The sequence below is a fragment of the Aquibacillus koreensis genome (assembly GCF_025154055.1).
Lineage (GTDB): Bacteria > Bacillota > Bacilli > Bacillales > Amphibacillaceae > Aquibacillus_C > Aquibacillus_C koreensis.
In genome coordinates, this window is record NZ_JAOALK010000028.1 from 18,337 (window position 1) to 35,581 (window position 17,245).

The window sequence follows — 17,245 nt, forward strand, 5'->3', positions numbered from 1 at the left end:
AAGACTGCCGTAAAATACGACAGCCTTTAAACAATACTTTATCCCCAAACTTTAATTCGATTTTTACCAGCTTTTAAACCAACAAGTGGGCCTAAAACGCTCTTATCTTCTCGAACATTTCCTAGAAGATCTGTATCTACAATAACTGCACTTCCATCAGGATTTTCAAAGTCTGCATCAACAATTCGTACTCTTTCTAACGTATCTGTTGAGTGTACTTCGCCAACCATGTTTTCAAAACCATCTGGAAGCGTAATGGAAAGATAGACTTCATTTCCATCTTCACTGATTTCAATTTCTGGATTGAATGTTTCTGCCACTAGTCGATCATTTTCTCTTTCAAACGACTCCGCGCCATGGAAGTAAGCATTATTGTTAATATAAACAGGTTGCTCTACGTTGTTAAATTGTTCATGGTCGCCGTCTTCACGGTGTACCGTATTGATGTATTCCTCAAGTGATGTCGTATAACCGTTAAAATGTGCCGTACCAACATTTTCAATACCTTCGTCACCAACGAAAATGTTATTGAAGAAGCGGTCATCCCCACCATAAACAACAGCAAATCCAGTCACTTCAGTACTATGTGGTGCATGATATGGCGTGGAGCGATCGAGCATTTTGCGTTGTACCATTTTTCCACGAATAATATTATTGATATAGGCTCCACCTTGGGCGTGATTGTCTAGCGCATAATCGGCAGTTAAAATGTTGTGATCTACAATATAAGGACCACTACTTACTTCAACAAACAAGTCACGATTATTTCGGTAGAATATGTTTCTGCTCACTCTTGTTCCTTGGGTTTGCCAATCTAACCACGTGCCTAGGGAGCAATCATGGATGCGGTTGTCATGAATTTGTACGTCAATCGCTGCGTGTAACTTAATACCGGCAATTTCGTGTCCGTAAAATTCACGTTTAAGTGCAATATTATAAATATGGTTATTATAAATTTCACTGAAAACACAACCAAGGTGACCAACGATCCCATTTTGACCACAATCATAGATGGTATTGTTTCGAATGATATGCGATCCAATCTTTTCTTTACTCCATCCAGCTTTTTGAGCAAGAAAAACAGATTCTAATTGGTATTGATAACCTGGCTTATCTCTGCGCTTTGTCCGAAAGTTGTTACCAGTTGATGCTTCCTTTCCGATACTAATCGCACTACATTTAGAGTCATGGATAATGTTATCCTCAATGATCCAACCTTTACTCCAATGCGGTCCGATTAGACCAGGCTGGTCAGCGGTAGGTGGTGTCCATGGCGTTGCAGCTTGTGCCATTTCAAAACCTCTCACCGTAATATAATTTATGCCAGTCTCTTCGGGATAAAAAACACATTTTCTTACGTTGATTTCGACTAATTCTTCATTTGGATTAGAATCCTGGAAGTTAGCATAAATCGTTGTATGTTTATCATCAACATCAGCTAACCAAACATATTGTGTCTGCTCGGGTTGATGTGCAGGTACAACTGTCTTAGTCCAATGATCTAACACTTCAGTTTTCTTCGTAGGATTATGTAACTCCTCCATTGTTTCAGCCTCGTAAAAAGACTTGCCATTGAGGTACACATCACCTAAATGTCTGCCAGGATTGTACACTACCCAATCTCCAAATATTTTTTCTGTATATGGGTTGTAATCGCCAAAAAATTCATTAGAGATGACAGCTTTCCAAACTGTTCCTTCGACTTGTTCCCAATCTTTAATTTGTTCGGAGCCTTTGATGACTACGCTTTCATTTTCGGCTGCTTGATACGTAATTCTTCTAAACTCACTTAATCCTGCATTTTTTGGTTTTACCCATTCACGGTATTCACCCCCATGGACAATAACGGTATCTCCTGCAACAGCAACAGTTGCTGCTTTATTGATGGTTAAGAAAGGATTCTCTTTTGTTCCCTCATTATGATCAGAACCATTTTTAGCTACATGATATTCAAAAGTCATTGTACTTCCTCCTTCAAAACAAATCTAGCTTCATTATAGGAGTAAATAGTAATCCATTCTATTCTAAATATAGTATAATATAAGACAATATTAGTGTTTATTACAGGGGGATAGGTTTGTGGTCTTTTTTGAACATCACGGTGTAGAAGAAACAGAGTCCTTTCAATTTTTTCAACTAGTAAATTACAACTTTCCACTCCATTTTCACCGAGCTTATGAGCTAATTATCGTTAATGAGGGACAGTTGGAATTGTCAATTGACCAAAAAGACTACGTATTAGAGCAAAACGATCTCGCGTTTATTTTTAATAATCAAATGCATGAATTTAGAACAACGGGCCATTCAAATATTACGATTGTTATTTTTACACCCGAATTAATTGGACATTTTTTTATGAATTACAAGGGGTATATACCGGAGAATAATGTTATTCATTTACAGCGTGCGTCAGACTTGGATGCACTGAACTCTATTTATAGGCAAAAGAGCTTCTTGTATGATATTTGCAGTACTTTAGTAGAAAATACTTCATTTGTTGCTGTTGAGAATTCAACAAAAACGAAGGTACTACATAAGATTCTACTTTATGTTGATGGACATTATATGCACGAATGTACGCTAAAAGCTGTTTCTAAACATTTGCAATATGATTACCCTTACTTATCAAAGCTGTTTGTCCAAATGACCCACATGACTTTTACAGAATATCTAAATCATTATCGAATATCCCAGGCTTGTTATCTATTGAAAAATAGCCAACAAACGATAGGGGAGATTGCAATCAATTGTGGCTACAATAATCTACGCTCCTTTAACCGCAATTTCAAAAAAATAACGAACCACTCTCCGAAACAATATAGAGAGTTGCAGTAGTGTAAGCAGGGGGACGGTTCTTGCGTTTCCAGTATGGAAACACAAGAACCGTCCCTGCGTTTCCAAGAACTGTCCTCATTATTTTTTAAATAATCTTATAAACTTATGATATGGGCATTTGGATAAAGCGGTATCGTCATCTCGTAAATAATATTGTCGCCATTCAAAATTATCTTCCGCTCCATAACTGTTTAAATCAGGGTGCACATCAAGGCTGTCATATTTTTTTAATCTATTTCGCACGCCAGTTTTTATTTTGGAGGCATGTTTGGGTGATTGGTTGAACTCTTCTAACACCCATCGAGGTGTAATGGCGAGCATCATTACATCAAAATACCGACTCTGTCTATTCACATGTGCAGGTGTTGCACAATACATAAAAAACCTCTCTCCGTGAAAGCAAAACTCCCAAATTGGATTATGTGGATCAGTGGGGATGTCTTCAGGCCAATCCACATCATCTATTTCATGTAAAGCACTTAGTTGTTTCCAAAATAATTGTTCATAATCTTCGACGGAATAGGAACTTTTCATATCTTTTGGCAAGTCATAAAACACAATGAGTGATGTGTAGTTTCCATATTCTCTTGAGGTTTCCGTATAATTACGTAACATATCTGCAAGATCGCTAATCGTTTCCTCGTTTCTAGGGTCTCCTACAAAACCATATCGCAATTGATTTGTGGAGAAGCCTATCGTTGCTGGAATACAAGGGAAGGGCTTTTGTTTATCTGTCATTTTTCTCTCGAATCTTTCCAGTGTCTCACTTTCCCAATGCGCTAGTTCCTTCCTATTAGTGGGATTGTCTGTATATAGTACACTGATTATAATCACCTCCAATAGCTCCATATAATGTATTCAGGTATGGTGTTATTGGGTGATTATCTTAAGTGAAAATGGGCTTGGGAGCTTTTACATAATTGAGGTGCTAAAATATAAAAAGCAACAATCTATTGTTTATTAAAGATTACCCTGATGACCGAAACGTAGGAGTGGTAAAGTTGGATAGCATTATTTTTGACTTGGATGGAACGTTGTGGGATTCAAGAAATACAATTGTGAATGCTTGGAATAAAGTAGTAAGTAGAGAAAAACAACTAGAGACACCGATTACAACTGATGATCTAAAACAAGTGATGGGTTTGCCATATGATGAAGTCGGTAGAAGATTACTGCCGGACCTTGAACAAGACAAGCAACAGAAAGTCCTCAATGCTTGTTGTGAAATGGAAAATGAGTATTTGAGGAGATATGGTGGAGACTTGTATGAAACAGTAGAAGAAAGCTTAAAGTTATTATTCGAAAAATATCAACTTTATATCGTGAGTAATTGCCAGGACGGTTATATTGAAGCCTTTTACACTTATCATAAGTTAGAAAAATATTTCCAAGATTATGAGAATCCAGGGAGAACAGGACTTTCGAAAGCTGAAAACATTAAGTTAGTTATGGAACGGAACGCTTTATCTGATCCAATTTATGTTGGTGATACTAAAGGTGACCAACAAGCTGCAAAAGAAGTGGGGATACCTTTTGTTTATGCAAGCTATGGCTTTGGAAAAGTAAATAGATGTGATTTGGTTATTCATAAATTTGATCAGCTACTTGAACTAGTATAGAGCAAACAAGTGGGTCAGTGACCATAAAAAAATGGAAACAGGAGAACCGTCCCCCTGTTTCCATTATTTACGATAGATGACGGTGCTGTAGACGGTGCTGGGTGCGTTTGGTTCTAGGTGTTTTTTTGCACTGTTTACGGCGGTTAGTGCCTCTGTGTAACCGGAGGCAATGAGCATCGTTTTACCTGGATAGGATGTTGCGTCTCCTGCAGCAAAAATCCCCTCAATATTGGTTGCCATAAAATGATCGACTACTACGCGATTGCTATCCGTTTCAAGCCCCCAATTGTCAAAAGGAGTGGGATTCATTTTCAGACCATGATAGGTTAATAAATGATCCACATCGATTTGTTCAACGGCCGCCTGTTCTGATTTAATTATAATCTGATCTAACCAACCCTCATCCCCATCAAGTTGACCAATCTCACTCGCTAGTTTTACGACGACAGAAGACTTGTCAAGTTGTTCTAGCTCGACATCGGCGGCATTTTGGAAAGTTTTTTTGTTGTTTACAAGATAAACTTGTTCTGCAATTCCTTCTAAAGTTAGTGCCCAGTCCACCCCAATTCGATTGTTCGAGCAGATCATCACACGTTTTCCAACGTATTGCTGTGGATTTTTCATGGTATAATGATGACTTTTACCCGTATAAAGCTCTATATTTGATATGTCTGGTTGCACCGTATCAAATTTACCTGTGCCTGTTGCAATGATAACGGTTTTTGAATGATGAACCATTCCTTCCTTTGAAGTTAAGGAAAAAGTACCATCTTCATTTTTTTTAATTGTTTCAATCCATTCATTTTGCACAATCGTAGGTTGGTGTTTCGCTGCCTGATCGATCGTTTGTTTTACTAGTTCATCACCCGTGATTTGTGGGATCCCACCTATATCATAAATTAGTTTTTCTGGCAGGAATTTGGCTACCTTTCCACCTAGCTCCGTGTCAGACTCGATCAGTTTCGTTTTCATTCCTCGCATGCCACAATAAAAAGCGGTATATAATCCGGTTGAACCTCCGCCAATAATAATCACATCGTCCAAATTGCTAGTGTCAGTCATAAGAATCTCCCTTTATTCGTAGTCTTTTTCTCTAATGTTTAGCTTTTCATGAGTAAATAAATGAAATAACTTCCCCCAACTAGCGATACGATTAGTCCAACTGGTATTTCGGAGGGCGATAATATATTTCGACCAATTGTATCTGATAGTAATAGTATGAATGCACCCATTAAAGCAGTAATCGGAAGGAATGAAGCGTGATTCGTACCGACTAATTTTTTCGATAAGTGCGGTGTAATGAGTCCTATAAAAGCAATTCCACCACCGACAGCAACACTAGAGCCCGCAAGTGCAACCGCGATAAAAAGTAAGAACAAACGATGGCGCTCCACATTTGTGCCTAAGCCTTTTGCAATGTCATCCCCTAAATGGAGTGTATTTAACATGTTTGATTGGTAGATTGCTAAAGGGATCAGAAGTAGTACCCATGGTAATAATGCAAGTACATATGTCCAATCTGTTCCTGCTATATTTCCGGATAGCCAGACTGTGGCTCGGGTAAAATCATTTGGATCCATTTTCAACTGAAACATAATAATTAAAGCTGCAAATGCACTGTTAATCCCAATTCCAACTAAAATAAGTCGAATTGGGGTAATGCCATTTTTCCATGAAATAGCATAAATAAGGATCGCCGCCAACATCGAACCAGCTAGTGCTGTAAGTGGTAAAAGAAATACGGATGTTGTGGAAGCTCCAGCACCTTGAAACAAATAAATATATAAAACAACCGCAAAACCTGCTCCAGCATTAATTCCGATTATCCCAGGATCAGCTAATTCGTTATGGGTAATGCTTTGTAAAATGGCTCCTGATATAGCCATAGCAGCGCCAATCAATAACGCAATCACAATCCGAGGTAATCGAAAATGGAAAAGCACCATGCTATTGTTTTCCGTACCTTGTCCGATTAGCGTTTTCATCACTTCAATAGGAGAGATTGCGACTACACCGAGATTAAGATTGATTAATAGCGTTCCTAACATCCCCATCATTAGAATGATGGCAACGAGTAAAGTTCTTCTTGTTCGACTTTTCAGTGCTTTCATCACATTCCTCTCCCTTCACGTCGTGCCAAATAAAGAAAGAAAGGAACACCAATCAGTGCAGTCACCGTTCCTACTGGTGTCTCAAATGGTGGATTTACCATACGAGAAATTGTGTCTGCAATCACTAACAATAGAGCACCTAATACTGCAGAACATGGGATAATCCATCTGTAATCAACACCGACAAGAAAGCGTGTAATATGAGGTATGACCAACCCGATAAAACCAATTGTGCCTGCAACAGAAACTGCTGCACCTGTTAGCAACAATACAACGAGTGTACCTGTTATTTTTATAAAAATAGTTTGCTGTCCTAACCCTTTTGCAACATCATCTCCAAGGTTTAATACCGTAATGGAGTTTGCTAGAAATAAGGCAATAACAAAACCAATTAATGCAACAGGAGCTAAAATGTGAACGTGCATCCATTGCACACTAGAAACCCCGCCCGCATACCAAAAACTGATATCTTTTGCGATGTTAAAATGAATCGCGATTGCCGATGACAAAGAACTAAGTAACGCAGTCACAGCTGTCCCTGCAAGCGCAAGTTTTACCGGAGTTAATCCAGTTTTGGAGATCGATCCTACACCAAAAACAATCGCAACACCAATACCTGCACCTCCAAACGCCCATAACATCATTACAAAATTGGATGCTTGTGGCATGACTACAAGTGCAACTGCCATCATAAAGGAGGCCCCAGCCGTAACACCCATAATAGATGGTGATGCAAGTGGATTGCGTGTCATACCTTGCATAATCGCCCCAGACATGGCGAGTCCTGCACCAATTAATGCAGCAGCAAGCGCTCGAGGAATTCGTAGGCCTCTGATAATCTGATGCGCAGTGGAGCTTGCATCAAAGTTAGTTAAACTTTGCCATATCGTTATAAAATCAATATTGGAGGCACCATATAAAATTGATCCACCAACGGAAAGGACTAATAATGCAATTCCACCAAATAAAATAAAGGTTGCTAGAATGGGCCTTGATGTGGGTGGTTTCTGTTTGGAAACGATATTTTCTGATGTGTTGTTCGCCATAAATGTATGCTCCTAAAAATAGCTTATGTAATTGATAATCGTTATCATTATAGTATAAAAGCGATAATCGAGCAATCATTGGCAATAATAAGGATAAAATAGTTGTTGCAAATGATAATGATAATTGTTATCATTTGTTTTATATTAAAAAATAAAAAAGGGGACATCAACATGAAGAAGTTGTACATATTAATGATCTTAATGGCGCTTGGCCTAGTGTTAGCAGCCTGTGGAAATGATAATGAAGAACAAACGGAGCAAAATGGTGAATCTAATGTCGAGAACGAGAATGAAGCTAATAGTAGTGAAGAGGAAGAAACGGATACGGAAAGTGAAGCAACAGAAAGAACGTTAACTGATGCAATGGGGAACGAGGTAACAGTACCAGCTGAACCACAACGTGTTATTGCTTCTTACCTAGAAGACTACTTAGTAGCTTTAGGTATTACACCAGTTGCACAGTGGTCGGTTAGTGATGGCGCTAGTATTCAAGATTATTTGCAAGATGGTCTAGCAGATGTACCAACTATTCCGTATGACCTTCCATTAGAAGCGGTAACTAGCTTTAATCCAGATTTAATTATTATGGATTCTGCAAGTATGGTCGAAGGAAACAAATATGATCAATATAGCAGAATTGCACCGACATATGTAATTGGCTCAGAGCAAAATAATGATTGGCGTGATGAGTTATTAGAAATCGGTAAAGTATTTGGTCAAGAGGAAAAAGCAGAGCAAATTCTTGCTGACTATGAGGCAAAAGCCGCAGCAGCAAAAGAAGAGATTCAATCATCGATTGGCGATGAATCAGTTGCAGCATTATGGTTAGTTAGTAACACGTTCTACATTGTAAGTGAAAACCTGTCCAGTGGTGACGTATTATACAATGATTTAGGATTAACTGTACCAAATGTGGTAACAGAAATTTCTGAAAGCTCAGAAGCAAACTGGTCTGAAATCTCACTAGAGAAGTTAGCAGAACTAGATGCAGATCATATTTTCCTAGTAAATAGTGACAAAGGAACAGGATCTGAAATGTTACAAGATGACATTTGGCAAAACATCCCAGCGGTTAAGAATGGTAATATCTACGAATACGAATCAACAACGAGCTGGTTATACACAGGCCCAATCGCTAGCACACAAATGATCGACAACATCCTAGCAGAAATAGCAGAGTAAAACGTAAACATGGGGACGGTTCTTATGTTTACTAAATAAAAAAAATAACATTCGAGAGGGTAATTGATACCCTCTTCTTTTTTTGTTCATAAGGGAAACGAGAAGCCAAATCATAGTAATTACTTAGACGAATGAACCACTCCATACATTTTGTACTTCCAAAGATATAGTCACACGCCTAATTTACGCCTATCTAGGCATCCGCCTTTCCAACAAATGGGTAAATACATATGGTATAAGTAGATAACACATTAGGAGGTGTTATTTTAATGAGTGCAACAACAGGCTTTGGCGGTGGCTTTGCGCTTATCGTAGTCTTATTCATTCTATTGATTATTGTTGGCGCTGGCGGCTATGTATAATAATTGATTTGTCCGAGATTTGACCTGAAATAACACACAATCTTGAAAGGAGTGTTGTCTATCATGATGTATAATTATGGTTGTAATCCGTGCGCAGGTGGCTATGGTTACGGAGGATATGGCTATGGAACAGGAACAGGTACTACTGGATTTGCATTAATCGTAGTACTATTCATTCTACTAATCATTGTTGGTGCAACTTGGGCATAATATAGAAAGCTACCCCCTGTTTGATGACAGGGGTTTTTCTTAGTTCATATTAATTAAAACTTCATTTTTTTAGACAACCCCCCACACTTCATTTGAATCCTTACATAAAAATAAAGTAATCACCTTTGGGGGGGGTTAATATGCATGGATACGAAAAAATAAATGCAGAAGTTAAAGTAATGAAAGTGAAAATGGAAGAAAACGCTAAAGAAATAGAAGAGCTCCAGGATCAACTTGACCATAAAATTGGCAAGCATGAGGGACTAGTACTTATTGAGAAAACGATTGGTGATAAAAGATTTATGACAGAAGAAGAAGCAAATGCACTCGTAAATAAAATAGAAAATAAGATGGAATCCTATAATAATCAGATACAACTTCAACTAATAAAATGGATTATTGGCGTTGGAATAAGTGTAGCAGGCATCACCATAGGCGCACTTCGACTTTTCATAGGATAAGCTGTGTAAACATGGGGACGGTTCTTGTGTTTCCATTTTTCAATTATTTTGAAAATGGAAACACAAGAACCGTCCCTGCGTTCATGATGTTTGACAATTATCTAACTTGTAACTAAGATGTAATCAAATATAAATAGAATAAATGAAAAGGGAGGAACTCAAGTGAAAATTTTAGTGACTGGTGCCACTGGAAAACTAGGTGGCAAAATTGTAGATATATTATTACAAAAGATACCGGCAAGCCAGTTGGCTGTTAGTGTAAGAGATCCTCAAAAAGCGACACATTTACGTGAGCAAGGTGTAGATGTTAGAAAAGGTGATTTTGATAACTCGGAATCGTTAGACACTGCATTTGCAGGGATTGACCGAATTCTGATTATATCAACTGATGGTGATACAGAGACAAGAATCAAACAACATACGAATGCAGTCGCTGCGGCAGAACGAGCAAAGGTGAAATTTATCGCATATACGAGTATTGCTGATGCGAATAATAGTACGATGTTTCTAGCACCTCCGCACGTTGCTACCGAAAAGGCAATTAAACAAACAGGTATTCCGTATTCCTTTTTACGCAATAATTGGTACTTAGAAAATGAAGTCTCGACTATTCAAGGTGTCCTGGCAGGAGCGCCCTGGGTAACAGCTGCAGGAACAGGGAAAGTTGGTTGGGTATTACAAAGAGACTATGCCGAGGCGACGGCTGCTGTCCTTGCTGGTGAGGGGCATGAAAATACAATTTATGAGCTATCTGGAAAGCTAGTAAGTCAAGAGGAGTTTGCGTCTACACTGGGATCAGTATTAGATAAGGACATTCCAGTGCAACAAGTGGATGATCAAACATATGCAGCAATAATGAAAGAAGCAGGTGTCCCTGACTTTGTTGTGCCGATGTTAGTCGAGATTCAAAAAGGTATCAGAGACGGAGCGTTAGAAGTAGAAAGTACGGACTTTGAAAAACTTATCGGGCGACCAGCTACGCCAATTCAAGAAGCACTTCCGGAGATTGTCAAAGGCATTTCTAAATAAATCTAAAAAATAAAAATGAGGCAAGAGATAATGTTCTCTCGCCTCATTTTGGTATGGGTAGAGGGGGACTTATTTAGCTGTCCTCTCTATTATTTAAACAAATCCATCAAACGCTCCCAAAATCCTTTTTCCTGCTTTGGTTGTTCTTCTGTTTCTTCTTGTTCTTCTTTTTCAATGCTTTCCGTTTTAATGATAAATTGAACATTGTTGATTTTATCGTTATTGCTAGGAGAGACAAAAGATACAGGTTCAAAGTCACTGTTTTCGAAATCAGCAATCATCTGATCGATTTCTTCTTGCATTTCATCAGGTAGATTACTAGTTGATTCTTCTAATTCTGTCGTACCTTCAGCAAGCTCACCGACACCGTCTTCTAACTCGGATGTTCCTACAGAAACATCCACTATCCCATCGTGTAACTGACTGTAAGAATGAGCCAATTGGCCAACACCATCTGTGTAACTTCCGAGACCAACATGAAATTCTTCATAGTTCGTAGAAAGTTGAGATAAGCCCTCTTGTAGTTGGCCTAATGATTCGGAAACATCCATACCCGCTATGGAAGAAGTAAGTTCATCAACCATTGTAGTTAGATTCTTTTCCAATTCAGCAAACCCTGTACTAGTATTAGAGAGAGAAGGACCTACAGCATCAAAGGCTTCTTTCGCTTGAGTGTACGTTCCTTTTGCCGTTTGTGCTGCCTTGTATGTTTCGACTAATTGATCAACGACCTCTTCTTGATCAGCTCCACTAGTAGGAAGTGATTCTATTTCTTTATCAGTTATCTCATAAGATGGAATGGCGGCCATTGCTTGATCCAATCCTTGATATGCAGCAATGTAGTTATCTCTTAATGAGTCTAGTCCCGTAGCGGTTTCATTCAGTCCGGTAGCCATTTCTGAGAGTCCACCAACGAGCTTTTCCAAACCGCTAAGTTCCATTTCATCCGAATTTTCTAGTGAAGTGCTCATTTCCTTTAAAGCATTTTTAATAGCAGCAGATGCTTCTATAAGCTCAGATGATGACCCATTAATGTCACTGATACCGTCATTAAATTCAGATGACCCATTACGTAAGCTCCATACGCCATCGTTCAAGTCTGTAACACCGCCATTTAAATCGGAAACACCATCATTGATTTTAGCGATTGCGTCCGTCAACGACGCCATATCACCCGTCATATCTTCCATATCGGGAGAATCAATTGACATAGATGAAGGGACAGCTTTAATGTCGATCCCTTGTAGCTCAAAGTCGACTACATCAGCTTCAAGACTAAGGTTTCCATTTTTCTCAGGCATAACAGTAAACGTAATTTGCTTATTTTTCCCTGCATTAGCAACCATCCCGTCTTTTGCTTCCATGTTTGTAAAGACGGTAGGATCAAGTGTAAGTGAAATTTGTAACAGGTAATTGTTAAAAAATACGTCGTCAACCTGCTCATTGGCAGACGTCTCTATTTTAATTTCAACATGCCCATCTTTCCCTGCTAATTCGTCAGGAGTGATTGCTTTGTCATCTAACCAATAAGAGACATCAATGTTCCATGGTAATGGAACATCATCCATATTCCCTTGATAATAGTATTTCCCTTCTGGAGCTGTAAATATAATTTTATTGTCAGCTTGCTCTATTTCGTCCAAGTTAGTAAGGTTTTTAAGACTATCATAACTACCATAGTCTACTATTTCTCCAGCTTCTGTAACCTCAAAATTATTCACAACATACATTTCATCTTGTTCACCAGTTGCCTGTAATGCTGCATATATGACTTCATCCTTATAGGAGAGACTTCCATCTTGCTGCCCGATATTATTTTCTTCTGCGTTGCTTTCATCAGAAGCTGCAGTTACTAGAAATGACGGCAAAACAAGCATAGCAGCCATAGAGCCAAGTAGTATTCGTTTCGTTTTCATCATCATTTCCCCTTATAAAAATTTGCTTTCCATGTTGTTTTTTCAATAAATCGATCAAATACCAATAGCATCGCCGGTAGGAAACAAACAACCATAATAAAGGCAAGTAATGCACCACGCCCGAGCAATAGTCCTATCGATGACACAATTGGATTTGACGAAGTGAGGGCTAAAATAAAACCAACACTTGATAAAATCGATGCAGATACTGCGATCGAAAATATCTTTTCATCAATTGTTTTCTTCATCGCCCTGAACGAAGGCATCTCCTTACGATGTTCCTTATAAGCCTCTGTAAGCAAGATTCCATAATCGACAGTCGCTGCAAGCTGAACCGTACTGACAATTAAATAACCTACAAAAACTAAGGAAGAATCGGTAAAGTAAGGAACCGATAAATTAATCCACACAGCAGACTGAATGGTAAGTAATAATACGATTGGGATCGAAATTGATCTAAATGTAATCATTAGAACAATTGCAATGGCGATCACTGTCAGTGAATTGACAAGTGTATTATCTTTTTCAACCGTATGTTTCATATCATATAACGTGACGCTTTCACCGAGTACGTGGGCATCATCTTGATAATAACTAGCCGCATTGTCCTTTACTGTTTCCACTAATGAAAATGCCTCAGCACCCTCATTACCTGCATTTGTATGCAAAATAATTCTACTGTAGTTGTCCGAATAAAACTGTTCTGTAATAGATTCACCCAGATACTCCGGCGGAATGACAGAACTAACAGCACTTACATACGAAAGTACACTTGTCACAGGTTCAAGGTTTTCTAACTCTTGCACCAACTTCTCTTCTTTTGCGACATCGCCTTTTGGAACAAGTACCACCATTGGCGTGTATTTGCCAAATGTTTCTTCAATTTTGACGATATCACTTCCTGCTCTTGTCGTCTCTGGTTGCTCACCGATTCCATAAATGAAATTCGTTTGTGATTGTGCGAGAAACGCGGGGATGATCACGATAAATACAATAATTATACTAGGGATTCTTGTTTTCAATACTGTTCCGCCAATACCCTTTAAGCTTGGTAGTAAAGGCTTGTGTTCTGTTTTATCTATCCATTTATAAAACATTAATGTTAAAGCAGGCAAAAAGACCATAACACTAATGAAACTTAAAACAATTCCCTTTACTAGATTGATACCTAAATCGGATCCGATTTCAAAATTCATAAAGGATAGCGCAATAAATCCAAAGAAGGTGGTCGCTGCACTAGCTGTAATTGCTGGAAAAGATTTTTTCATAGCAAGCTGCATCGCTTCTGCAGGATTCGATGTTTGTTTTCGATAATCTTGAAAACTATGAAGCAAGAATATAGCATAGTCTAACGAAACAGCTAACTGTAGGATCGGTGCAACGGATTGTGTCACAAACGATACTTCTCCAACAAAAATATTTGTTCCAAGGTTAATCAAGACAGAAACCCCAATCGCTGTTAGGAAAAAGACAGGTTCCATCCAAGATGTAGTGGATAGTATTAGTATTAAAATGATAATTGGTACTAATAAAGCGGCAGCATATAGGGACTCGTTTCCAGCCATTTTTTGTGAAGTGGCTGTATCTAATGCTTCCCCTGACATCGCATTTTCTTCCCCAATTAGTTCATAAATTTCATCCGTAATTGCTACCTCATCTCCGTCACGAATACTAAATGAAAAGAGGGCGTTATTTTCTTTATAATATGTTTCGACTGTATCTGGATCTGCCATTTCTAATGGTGTTTTTATATCAATCGCATCATCTAACCAGGTAACATCACTTACACCGTCAACAGCGGCTAGTGCTTCTTTGACCTCAAGTGCCTCTGCTACGGAAACATCATGAATCATGACTCTTGTATTCGGAACAGATCCATCAAATTCTTGTTCCATGATGTTCATTGCTTCCATGGACGGAGAGTCATCTGGCAAGTAATCAACCATATTGTAGTTTACTGATACAAAAAACTGTGCGATGGCACTAATAATCGTTATTGTTATAAAAGCAATAACGACGAGTTTTTTATGTTTTATAATTCGTGCTGCCGTGCTAATAGGTCTTCATCCTCTCTTACCTTTCAATTTCGCCTTGCAAAATGCTAACTAAACATCTAGTAGAAGGGGCAAATCTCTACTATTTCTCTAATCCTACTCTTAATAACTCTATTTGCGATTTAACGTTTTGGAGCGCTTGTTCATTCGTGATATCTCTTGAGAAACGTTCAATAAAGTTATGGAAGGTAACGGCAGAAATGATTGTCATCACGTGTACTAAATCTTCATTTGAAGATACATTTAATCTTTCTTTGTCTATCTGCTTTTGTATCAGATCAAATTGATCAACAGTTTCCTTATTTGCAAATATCTCGGATAATGTTTCTTCAATTTTATGATTCATATTTAGAAATGCATTTTTCATAAAGGAATAATTATCTTCTTCTTCAATCACAGTCTTGAAAAATTCAATAACTGCTTCAAATAGATCTCCCTTATGCTTTTTAAGTACCCATAAAAATTGATTTTTTACTTGGTTCGTTAATTCACTTAATAAATAGTAATAAGCATCTTCTTTATCATCAAAATATTGATAAAAGCTACCGCGTGGAATGTTAGCCGCTTTAATTATATTAGCGATCGATGCTTCAAATAACGGTACTCTTGAAAATTCTTTGCGCAATGCTTGAATTAATAGTTCTTTCTTATCGTTTGGTAAGTTGTGAAAAGTAATCTTTGGCATTAGATGTTTCATCCTTTTTGTTATGCTTTTTTAGAAATGGGATAATCTTTGATTGTGTTCTTCTTTTAAAAATTCAATGAAATACATGACAGATTGTGTTGGATGATCTTGTAGTAATGTTGTATATTTTTTCTTTAACGTATGGGATGCCACGTTGCTATTTTTAATTCTCTCTATAATAAAAGCAGAGCTTTGTTGCCATAATACATTCTGTTGATATTTAGCCTCTTTATGAAATGCCCAACCAACTGCACCAAGTAATGCATAAAATAATGCTTCGATGATTTGAACCTTAGGCATTACAAACAATAGGATGAATAAATGAAAGAAAGAAATAACGATGAGTGGCATCGCCCAAAAAGAATACTTTGAAACTTTCTTAGTCATTGGCTTTATTACCTCTTCCAGCTTCTCCAACTCTCTTTTGATAAAATGCGGTTCATCAGTTGTCGAAACTAACATAAGTCTTTTCCTCCCATCTATATAAACGTAGGTGAATTCAATTATGACACGTTGTCATATAACAAAAATAATTATAAGTGACACCGTGTCACCTGTCAATGGAAAAAGAAAATGGAAACAGAGGGACGGTTCTTTTGTTTCCAGTGGCAGATGTAGGGTGGATTCACGAGTTAAAGTAGTAGTTATTGTTGCGCATGGATTATAGGCATAGCATGCTCGCACCGGATATGAAAGACATTAGCTTTGTAGCGTTAGTAGTTACGCTATTGGGCAAATAGTGTTTATACAACTTGGTGTAATTGATGTCGCAGAATTTATCGAGTTTCTTCTATATAACAGGCATAGCAATACAGAGCGTTCGAAAAAGTTTTCACTATTTACAACATGTGGTGTAGTTAAACAGGGGCAATAGGTTGTTAAACTAATAGGACAGGCAACCTGTCTTGCTTTTTATTAATAAAAAGGAGTCACATTTGGATAATTGGGTGCATAGATTACGAATGTAGTATAAATATTGAAGGGATGGCGAAGTGGTCAAACGCAGCGGACTGTAAATCCGTTCCTTATGGGTTCGAAGGTTATGGTGCGATGCTGTAACAGATTGTGACTTTCACTTTTTTATGGCGGCATAGCCAAGTGGTAAGGCAAAGGTCTGCAAAACCTTTATCACCGGTTCAAATCCGGTTGCCGCCTTTTTTTTGTTTGTCTTCATTTAAATGAAGTTCACACCAACCCTTATATAGGTAGCTTTTTTGGGAATCCATCCAATGAATAAGTTACTTAATTACTATCGATAGAATTCTATCTCTTCATTATATAGCCGGCTAAGATTTATTTATTCTTTGATTATGAAAAATTAGTTTGAAAAATGATATTGCTTTTAGTTACGGAACCGTGCTATAGTATATCTCTGCCACCAAAAGTGGTAGTTACTTTATTTCAAATGACTATTTTCTTATGAAAAAGTAGTTGACTTATAATTTAATAATGTGATATATTATTCTAGTCGCTTTCGAGGCGATGGAATGTTAAATAAAAAAGTTGTTGACAATAAGTGTACAACCTGATAATATATAGAGGTTGTCGCAAAAAAAACAACAACACACATTGATCTTTGAAAACTGAACAAAACAATCATTTATGTCAAGCAAGAAAAAAGCTAGTTTTTTGAATGAGTGAACACTCAAACACTTTATGGAGAGTTTGATCTTGGCTCAGGACGAACGCTGGCGGCGTGCCTAATACATGCAAGTCGAGCGCAGGAAACAAGCTG

General features: G+C 37.9%; 16 protein-coding genes, 1 tRNA gene and 1 rRNA gene. 9 read left to right on the plus strand and 9 right to left on the minus strand.

The window, feature by feature from the left end; translation table 11 throughout:
• Window positions 1-38: 38 nt before the first annotated feature.
• Entirely contained in the window at window positions 39-1,961 is a 1,923-nt protein-coding gene (locus NYQ66_RS06880; RefSeq protein WP_259868224.1) for a right-handed parallel beta-helix repeat-containing protein, read from the minus strand.
• Between the two features lie 118 nt (window positions 1,962-2,079).
• Here NYQ66_RS06880 and NYQ66_RS06885 point away from each other — a divergent pair, with 118 nt between their 5' ends.
• Window positions 2,080-2,835, plus strand: a complete 756-nt coding sequence (locus NYQ66_RS06885) for a helix-turn-helix transcriptional regulator (protein ID WP_259868226.1) — start codon at window positions 2,080-2,082, stop codon at window positions 2,833-2,835.
• A gap of 78 nt (window positions 2,836-2,913) precedes the next feature.
• On the opposite strand, the gene NYQ66_RS06890 is transcribed toward NYQ66_RS06885, so the two are convergent.
• Entirely contained in the window at window positions 2,914-3,660 is a 747-nt protein-coding gene (locus tag NYQ66_RS06890; protein WP_407652057.1) for a YqcI/YcgG family protein, read from the minus strand.
• 167 nt (window positions 3,661-3,827) lie between these two features.
• Between NYQ66_RS06890 and NYQ66_RS06895 the strand changes: the two genes are divergently transcribed.
• The gene (locus NYQ66_RS06895) at window positions 3,828-4,454 is read left to right on the plus strand and encodes an HAD family hydrolase (protein WP_311202006.1); all 627 of its coding nucleotides are present in this window, start codon (window positions 3,828-3,830) and stop codon (window positions 4,452-4,454) included.
• A 63-nt stretch (window positions 4,455-4,517) separates the two neighbouring features.
• On the opposite strand, the gene NYQ66_RS06900 is transcribed toward NYQ66_RS06895, so the two are convergent.
• From NYQ66_RS06900 to NYQ66_RS06910, 3 genes are read right to left on the minus strand one after another with little or no spacing between them, the layout of a single operon-like run.
• On the minus strand, window positions 4,518-5,516 hold the full coding sequence (locus tag NYQ66_RS06900) for an NAD(P)/FAD-dependent oxidoreductase (protein WP_259868232.1): 999 nt from the start codon (window positions 5,514-5,516) through the stop codon (window positions 4,518-4,520).
• A gap of 38 nt (window positions 5,517-5,554) precedes the next feature.
• Complete coding sequence (locus tag NYQ66_RS06905) at window positions 5,555-6,565, minus strand: FecCD family ABC transporter permease (RefSeq protein WP_259868235.1); 1,011 nt, start codon at window positions 6,563-6,565, stop codon at window positions 5,555-5,557.
• Window positions 6,565-7,611, minus strand: a complete 1,047-nt coding sequence (locus NYQ66_RS06910; protein WP_259868238.1) for a FecCD family ABC transporter permease — start codon at window positions 7,609-7,611, stop codon at window positions 6,565-6,567. The genes NYQ66_RS06905 and NYQ66_RS06910 overlap by 1 nt, the downstream gene beginning before the upstream one ends.
• Before the next feature lie 171 nt (window positions 7,612-7,782).
• Here NYQ66_RS06910 and NYQ66_RS06915 point away from each other — a divergent pair, with 171 nt between their 5' ends.
• The 5 genes from NYQ66_RS06915 to NYQ66_RS06935 all read left to right on the plus strand — a co-directional run bounded on the left by NYQ66_RS06915 (window position 7,783) and on the right by NYQ66_RS06935 (window position 10,855).
• Window positions 7,783-8,793, plus strand: coding sequence for an iron-hydroxamate ABC transporter substrate-binding protein (locus NYQ66_RS06915; protein WP_259868241.1), 1,011 nt, complete (start codon window positions 7,783-7,785; stop codon window positions 8,791-8,793).
• 269 nt (window positions 8,794-9,062) lie between these two features.
• On the plus strand, window positions 9,063-9,155 hold the full coding sequence (locus NYQ66_RS06920; RefSeq protein ID WP_259868244.1) for a YjcZ family sporulation protein: 93 nt from the start codon (window positions 9,063-9,065) through the stop codon (window positions 9,153-9,155).
• Window positions 9,156-9,221: 66 nt separating this feature from the next.
• Window positions 9,222-9,365, plus strand: coding sequence for a YjcZ family sporulation protein (locus NYQ66_RS06925; RefSeq protein WP_259868259.1), 144 nt, complete (start codon window positions 9,222-9,224; stop codon window positions 9,363-9,365).
• 140 nt (window positions 9,366-9,505) lie between these two features.
• The gene (locus NYQ66_RS06930; RefSeq protein ID WP_259868245.1) at window positions 9,506-9,826 is read left to right on the plus strand and encodes a hypothetical protein; all 321 of its coding nucleotides are present in this window, start codon (window positions 9,506-9,508) and stop codon (window positions 9,824-9,826) included.
• A 162-nt stretch (window positions 9,827-9,988) separates the two neighbouring features.
• On the plus strand, window positions 9,989-10,855 hold the full coding sequence (locus tag NYQ66_RS06935) for an SDR family oxidoreductase (RefSeq protein WP_259868246.1): 867 nt from the start codon (window positions 9,989-9,991) through the stop codon (window positions 10,853-10,855).
• Window positions 10,856-10,944: 89 nt separating this feature from the next.
• On the opposite strand, the gene NYQ66_RS06940 is transcribed toward NYQ66_RS06935, so the two are convergent.
• The 4 genes from NYQ66_RS06940 to NYQ66_RS06955 all read right to left on the minus strand — a co-directional run bounded on the left by NYQ66_RS06940 (window position 10,945) and on the right by NYQ66_RS06955 (window position 15,972).
• Window positions 10,945-12,771, minus strand: coding sequence for a YhgE/Pip domain-containing protein (locus NYQ66_RS06940; protein ID WP_259868247.1), 1,827 nt, complete (start codon window positions 12,769-12,771; stop codon window positions 10,945-10,947).
• Between the two features lie 2 nt (window positions 12,772-12,773).
• Window positions 12,774-14,717, minus strand: a complete 1,944-nt coding sequence (locus tag NYQ66_RS06945; RefSeq protein ID WP_259868249.1) for an efflux RND transporter permease subunit — start codon at window positions 14,715-14,717, stop codon at window positions 12,774-12,776.
• Window positions 14,718-14,907: 190 nt separating this feature from the next.
• Window positions 14,908-15,510: a TetR/AcrR family transcriptional regulator gene (locus NYQ66_RS06950; protein WP_259868251.1), complete on the minus strand. Its 603-nt coding sequence runs from the start codon at window positions 15,508-15,510 to the stop codon at window positions 14,908-14,910.
• 30 nt (window positions 15,511-15,540) lie between these two features.
• Complete coding sequence (locus NYQ66_RS06955; RefSeq protein WP_259868253.1) at window positions 15,541-15,972, minus strand: YwnF family protein; 432 nt, start codon at window positions 15,970-15,972, stop codon at window positions 15,541-15,543.
• A gap of 622 nt (window positions 15,973-16,594) precedes the next feature.
• Between NYQ66_RS06955 and NYQ66_RS06960 the strand changes: the two genes are divergently transcribed.
• Window positions 16,595-16,665 (plus strand) — tRNA-Cys (locus NYQ66_RS06960).
• A 498-nt stretch (window positions 16,666-17,163) separates the two neighbouring features.
• Window positions 17,164-17,245 (plus strand): 16S ribosomal RNA (locus NYQ66_RS06965); the annotation flags it as partial.